This is a genomic window from Micromonospora sp. NPDC005171 (assembly GCF_040608575.1).
In the GTDB taxonomy this organism is placed as follows: domain Bacteria; phylum Actinomycetota; class Actinomycetes; order Mycobacteriales; family Micromonosporaceae; genus Micromonospora.
Map to the genome: position 1 here is coordinate 80,227 of NZ_JBEXIM010000024.1, position 6,126 is coordinate 86,352.

The 6,126-nt window shown below is 67.7% G+C and carries 7 protein-coding genes and 1 tRNA gene; 3 read left to right on the forward strand and 5 right to left on the reverse strand.

Features of this window, described 5'->3' with window-relative positions; translation table 11 throughout:
• Window positions 1–17 precede the first annotated feature (17 nt).
• Window positions 18–614, forward strand: coding sequence for an ATP-dependent Clp protease proteolytic subunit (locus ABZU74_RS24130; RefSeq protein WP_355427891.1), 597 nt, complete (start codon window positions 18–20; stop codon window positions 612–614).
• A gap of 10 nt (window positions 615–624) precedes the next feature.
• Here the strand turns inward: ABZU74_RS24130 and ABZU74_RS24135 are convergent, their stop codons facing one another.
• The 3 genes from ABZU74_RS24135 to ABZU74_RS24145 are packed head-to-tail and all read right to left on the reverse strand — an operon-like array spanning window position 625 to window position 3,274.
• Entirely contained in the window at window positions 625–1,287 is a 663-nt protein-coding gene (locus ABZU74_RS24135) for a response regulator transcription factor (RefSeq protein ID WP_355427894.1), read from the reverse strand.
• Complete coding sequence (locus ABZU74_RS24140; protein ID WP_355427897.1) at window positions 1,284–2,438, reverse strand: histidine kinase; 1,155 nt, start codon at window positions 2,436–2,438, stop codon at window positions 1,284–1,286. Before ABZU74_RS24140 ends, ABZU74_RS24135 begins: the two co-directional genes overlap by 4 nt.
• The gene (locus tag ABZU74_RS24145; RefSeq protein ID WP_355427900.1) at window positions 2,438–3,274 is read right to left on the reverse strand and encodes a CPBP family intramembrane glutamic endopeptidase; all 837 of its coding nucleotides are present in this window, start codon (window positions 3,272–3,274) and stop codon (window positions 2,438–2,440) included. The genes ABZU74_RS24140 and ABZU74_RS24145 overlap by 1 nt, the downstream gene beginning before the upstream one ends.
• 378 nt (window positions 3,275–3,652) lie before the next feature.
• Here ABZU74_RS24145 and ABZU74_RS24150 point away from each other — a divergent pair, with 378 nt between their 5' ends.
• Window positions 3,653–3,994 (forward strand): hypothetical protein, encoded by a 342-nt coding sequence (locus ABZU74_RS24150; RefSeq protein ID WP_355427903.1) that lies wholly within the window; start codon window positions 3,653–3,655, stop codon window positions 3,992–3,994.
• A 240-nt stretch (window positions 3,995–4,234) separates the two neighbouring features.
• Entirely contained in the window at window positions 4,235–4,633 is a 399-nt protein-coding gene (locus tag ABZU74_RS24155) for a hypothetical protein (protein ID WP_355427906.1), read from the forward strand.
• Window positions 4,634–4,756: 123 nt separating this feature from the next.
• Here ABZU74_RS24155 and ABZU74_RS24160 read toward each other — a convergent pair whose 3' ends face one another.
• A complete protein-coding gene (locus tag ABZU74_RS24160; RefSeq protein WP_355427909.1) occupies window positions 4,757–5,290 on the reverse strand; it encodes a DUF1524 domain-containing protein in 534 nt (177 codons plus the stop codon).
• Between the two features lie 330 nt (window positions 5,291–5,620).
• Window positions 5,621–5,693 (reverse strand) — tRNA-Arg (locus ABZU74_RS24165).
• Between the last annotated feature and the right edge of the window lie 433 nt (window positions 5,694–6,126).

The window sequence follows — 6,126 nt, forward strand, 5'->3', positions numbered from 1 at the left end:
GTGGAAGGCGGCGGCACATGATCAGGTACGGCGCACAGATGCTGGAGGGCGGGCAGCCGTCCTTCGGCGACCAGGTGTTCGAGCGGCTGTTGCGGGAGCGGATCGTCTTCCTCGGCACCGAGGTGACGGAGGAGTCGGCCAACCAGATCTGCGCACAGATCCTGCTGCTCGCCGCCGAGGACGCCGACCGGGACATCTACCTCTACATCAACTCGCCCGGCGGATCGGTGAGCGCGGGGATGGCCGTCTACGACACGATGCGCTACGTCCGCAACGACGTGGCGACACTGGCGCTCGGCTTCGCCGGCTCGATGGGGCAGTTCCTGCTCTGCGCGGGCGCGGCCGGCAAACGGTACGCGCTGCCGCACTCGCGGGTCATGATGCACCAGCCGTCCGGCGGAATGGGCGGGACGGCCTCGGACATCACCATCCAGGCGGAGAACATGCTGCACGTGAAGCGGACGATGCAGGAGCTGATCGCCCAGCACAGTGGACGGACGCTCGACGAGATCCAGCGGGACTGGGACCGGGACCGGTGGTTCACCGCCGAGCAGGCCCGGGAATACGGCCTCATCGACCAGGTGGTCACCCGAGCCGAACAGCTGCCGACGTGACGCCCGGCGGCTACGTGGCCAGGCCCGCGCGGTAGGCGTAGACCACGGCCTGCACGCGGTCGCGCAGGTCGAGCTTGGTGAGGATGCGCGAAACGTACGTCTTGACGGTCTCCTGGCTGATCACCAACGTCGCGGCGATCTCGCTGTTGGACAGGCCGTTGGCGATGAGGCGCAACACCTCCAGCTCACGCGGGGTCAGCCCGACGTCCTGGGGGGTGGTGCCCTCGGCGGGTCGGATCCGCGCGGCGTACCTGCCCACGAGTTGCCGGGTCACCTCGGGCGCCAGCAGCGCCGCACCGCTCGCGACGGTGCGGATACCGTGCAGCAGTTGGGCCGGAGGGGCGTCCTTGAGCAGGAACCCGCTTGCCCCCGCGCGCAGCGCCTCGTACACGTACTCGTCGAGGTTGAACGTCGTCACCACCAGCACCTTGACGGGCTGGGCCACTCCGGCCCCGGCCAGCAGGCGGGTCGCCTTGATACCGTCGAGCACCGGCATCCGTACGTCCATCACGACCACGTCGGGGTGCAGCCGACCGGCGAGGTCGACGGCGGCACGCCCGTCACCACACTCGCCCACCACCTCAAGATCGGGCTGCGCGTCGATGATCGTCGCGAAGCCGGTGCGGATCAACGCCTGGTCGTCGCAGACCAGCACCCGAATCGGGGCCGTCACGACGGGCTCCCGGTGGGGATGCGGGCCGACACGTCGAATCCGCCGTCCGCCCGCCGTTCCGCGCTGAACTCACCACCCAGCACGCCGACGCGCTCGCGAAGCCCCGCGAGGCCGCGCCCACTCCCGCCGGGCCCCCCGGAGTACGAGCCCGAACTTTCGGTGCTGACCTGCACAGTGGTTTCCCTCTCGCCGTAATGCACGTGAACAATGGTGCGGACGCCGTGGGCGTATTTGAGGGCATTCGTCAACGCCTCCTGCACCACCCGGTACGCCACGACCTCAGCACCGCCGGTCGTGTCCGCCGGGCTGCCCTCCTCAGTGAACTCCACCGGCTGCCCAGCCTGCCGGGTCTGCTCGACGAGGGCGCGGAGCTCGCCGACGGGCGGCGTACGCGGATCGGCGCTGTGGTCGGGGTTGAGCAGATCGAGCAGGTGACGCAGGTCCGTGATGGCCCGCCGGCCGGTGTCGGTGATGGCGGTCAGGGTCGTGTCGAGGCGTTCCGGGGCGGCGGTCAGGTAGCGGGCCGCCTCGGCCTGCACGACCATCGCCGTCACATGGTGGGTGACGATGTCGTGAAGTTCGCTGGCGATGCGGGTGCGTTCGGCGGCGCGGGCGGTCAGGGCGACGTGGTGACGGCGTTCCGCTTCGGCGACCCGGGCCTGCCGCAACCAGGATCCGATGCCCCAGGCAAGGACCAGCACCAGGTAGAAGCTGGCGAACCCGGTCACGCCCTCGGTCGACCCCTGCCGATCGAGAGCCACGGCCAGCGCCACGTACGCGGCGGAGCCCAGAACCATTGTGGTACGCCGGCGACGTTCCAGGTGCACCCCCGCGCTCATCAGCGCGATGGCCAGCGCAGAGCCCGAGACCGTGTGATAGGCGCGCAGCTGGTCGATCACGAAGCCGAGCGACACCAAGGCGAGGCAGAGTGCAGGCCAGCGTCTGCGCACAGCCAGCGGAAGGCACTCCAGGGCGACCACAGCGACGGTCAACGCGTCAAAGGGACGCGCCGGCAGATCACCGAGTTGCGTACCCTGGTCGCGCAGCCCCGGCACCACCGATGCGAGGGCGAACAGCAGCGCCAACGGGAGATCCCGGACCGTGACGGGCCACTGCCGCCACGAGCCCGGGATCGTCCGAAGGTCGACCATCAGGAAACCGTAACCGTCGCCGGCTGGACACCGACCGCCCGGCGGCGACGCGGGACGATGTGACCGCGGCGGTGAGCCAACCACATGAACACCAGGGTCAGCACCACACCCGCCGCCACCGTGTAGAGGCTTCCCTCCGGGCCGAAGTCGCCGCCGGTGACCAGGGTCGGGCCAGACATCGCGGCGTCCAGCAGCCCCTCGGACTGACCGTTGCCGGAGACCACGACGCTGAAGATGCCGCCAGCGGCGAAGTTCCAACCGAAGTGCAGGCCGATCGGCACCCACAGGTTGCGGGTGGCGGCGTAGCAGGCGGCGAGCATGAACCCGGCCTCGACCGCGATGCAGATCGCACCCCAGGCACTGGCATCGGGGTTGAACAGGTGCATCAGGCCGAACACCACGCCGGTGAGCAGCAGAGCGATCCAGGTGCCCAGGCGCTCCTCGACGATGCGGAACAGCACGCCCCGGAACATCAACTCCTCGGTCACGGCGGCGGTGGCCATGAACCCGAACAACGCCAACGCGCCCGTGACCGAGCCCACGCCGCGGACGTCGTAGTCAGCGACGAAGGCGATGTTCACGAGCACCGCGGCGAACATCCCGAACCCGATCAGCGCCCCCCGGCCGATCCGAGCACCAGCACCGGCTCGCGCCAGCTCCGCGACCTCGCGGCGCTCCGTACGGCGCACCACCCATCCGTAGACGAGGGCCGCGACCACTGCCGTCAACACACCGATGACCAGCGTGAGCCAGGCGTTCCCCTCCACCGCGACGATGGCTTGACCACCGACGAAGGCAACCGCCGCAACGGCCACAAGCTGTTTCAACAAGCGCATGATGACTCCCTCAACGAGAACCGCAACTGAGGCGCAGCGGCCACGTCAAACGCTATGGAGCCGTCGGTCAGGAATCGTCACCGTGCGGTGGACACTTGCGGGTAGCTCGCACGGGGGACAAGGGCCGGCAATCCCCTGCGGCAGTCCTTCGACCCGAGGACGCATACCGGCATCGTCGGCGGCCTCGCGTCCGCCGAGGAGAGCCCGGCGGCGACCGGCACCGCCGACCTGACGTCACGCTATTAGTGGCACCGTGAGCTGAGATGACAGGGGCTTGTCGCGGAATTGATCCGATCGGTGGCAGAGCACCAGGTCTGAATCGCCGTCGCGATCGTCACAGGCCGCAAACCATTGGCCCAGGGAAGACCCTCAGCCAAGATGCCCTACGTGGCCAATGACGAAGAGCTGCCTCTCGCCGACACGCTGGCGCTCGGGAAGCTGGCCTACCTCCGCCAGCGCTCGCTGAGCAACCCGCGATACCGAGACGCCAGTTACGTTCGGCTTTACGTTACGCCGGGCTATCTCCGCTGGAGCCGGCCATCAGTCTTCGACCCGCACTTGGAGACGGTGCAGCGTAACCTCGCCACCTTCGAGCGACTCGCCAAGCGCCACGACCCGGAGGCCACCCATGCCTGGCGAGCAATCCTCGCTGCCGTAGACCTCCTGTTAGCTGAGGGGCGGCACCGGACTGGGCACCGCACCCGACCAAGACGAATCTGATTGGTCACTGTCGTCGCCCTGATGCGGTCCGCCGCGCCCGGCCGATGCCGGCCGGAGGCCGCCAGCAGGCCGAGTGCGAGCGGGCCGCTGCGCCGCGCTTGCGCGGCGCCTTGATCCTGAAGAGAGCATTTCGGCAATGAGGTTCGACGGCGCTTTTGTCGTGTCCCGGCTGATGCTTCACACCTGCGTCCCACCAGATGCTTGACATGATCGTTCTGGCTGAGGCGCTAACTTGCTCGGGTGGGCTACGACATGTTCGTTCAGCGTTTCGAGCAGGGCGATGTCGCCCCTTTGGCGGGGCATGCGTTCCTGGCCGTTTTTGAGCCCCGCGTCGACCGCCGGGAACCTCAGCACAACTACTGGCACATCAGTGCCGACGACGGCGGCACCGCGGACGTCTACGCCGACCTTGCCGGCGGCGCGCTCGACAGTCTCATGATCAGCCGGTTCTCCGCTGGCACCGTTCTCGACATGCTCGTCAAGTTTATCGGGCTCGCTGATGCCGTTGTGCTTCCACCTGGCTGCCCCACCTTGCTCGCGCACGAAGGGCAGCGGCACCACCTTCCCGAAGAACTTCGCGCTGACGCCGTGGTCGTCCAGGCGGGCGCGGACGTGGAGCGCGTCCTCCAGAGCTGCTAGGCGATGTGCGAAGCACGTGCTGGGACGGATCGGTCAAGCATGTGGTGGGACTAGACAGGGTCGACGGGCGGCTCTCGGGCCACGTCCCAGGCCGCATACCGCTGGCTCGGAATGCTGGCTGCGTCAAACATCGCCGTGATTACCCAGTCGCGAGCGCCGGTACGACGAGAGGGACGGCTGCCAGGTGGAGGGGTCCTGGTCGCCCTTGGACTGGTTGACGTTGTCCGTCACTGCGATCAACTGAGGGCGGCTCAGGTCGTTGGCGAAGCTCTGGCGGCGGCTGGTCGTCCAGGAGTTGGCTCCGGAGCGCCATTCCTCTGGGAGGGGCACGACGTGGTCGATGTCGGAGGCGGCTGTCCAGGTCGCTCCGTCGTAGGGGCTGTACCAGCGGCCCGAGGTGGCGGCGCAGGAACTGTCGACGACGACGGAGGTGCCGTCGCGGTTGAGGACCTGCTCGCGGGTGTTGCAGCTACCGCTGCGTACCGAGCACGCATCTACTACAACACCAACAGCTACTCGGACGTGAAGTCGGGAACTATGCGCGCGGGCGACCGTGTAGAGCTGCACCTTGGAAACCCGAACCAGCAGTTTGACCGACTTGAGATCTGGTTCGACGGCGAGTGTTCGTGCGATCAGCCCGAGGGCGAGGAAGGCCACTGGCGACGTTCCTTCGTCGTGCCGCCGGCGCCGCAGCCTCCTGCACGCCCGGTCGTGGTCTTCACCTGACCTCCGTTCTCACCCTCGGCCTAACGTCGAGCCGTTGACTCCGTGGGTGGCGCGAATGGGTCGTGGCGGATGCTGCGGCCCCTTCGCTTGCAGGGGTGGTGAAATGGGGAAACAGGGCCGTCCAGCGACTCAAGATCGTTGCACGTATTTTGCACGGAGGGCTGCAAACGGCGGCTACGGGTGGCATCCGGCTGCACAAGCCGACCGATCGATGCGGGAACGTATTCGCTGCCCAGATGGCGTCTTTGCTGATCTTCGAGGTGCCCCCGGCAGGATTCGAACCTGCGACACACGGTTTAGGAAACCGATGCTCTATCCCCTGAGCTACGGGGGCGCGAGTGGTCAGTGTAACGACCTGCGGGTTGACCCGCGTTGGCAGGGAGTGACCCGCGTTGACCTGGCGGACCGGCCCGACCGACGACCACACGCCGATCACACGCGCCGGACCGCCGTCCATGATCGTTAACCCGGATTAGCCTCGGTTGGCATGTGTTGACCCAGGTTGGCACCGGCTGGAGAGCACACGACGCGCACATCAGCGAAGATCGTTTTCGCGGAACGACATCGAAGTTCCTTACATCCAGCGGAGCCGCTGGTCGGCCGGAACACTGCTCGGTGTGCGCCCCGCGGGTGCCCGGCACCCGCTCAGCTCATGACACAGACGCCGGGCCAGTGTTCGGCAGGTCGCGGGGCGCGCATGTCATGATGCGGTCGTGCGCTTCGCGGCGAACTGCTACAACGGTGCCGTGTTCAGCAGGGATCCGGCG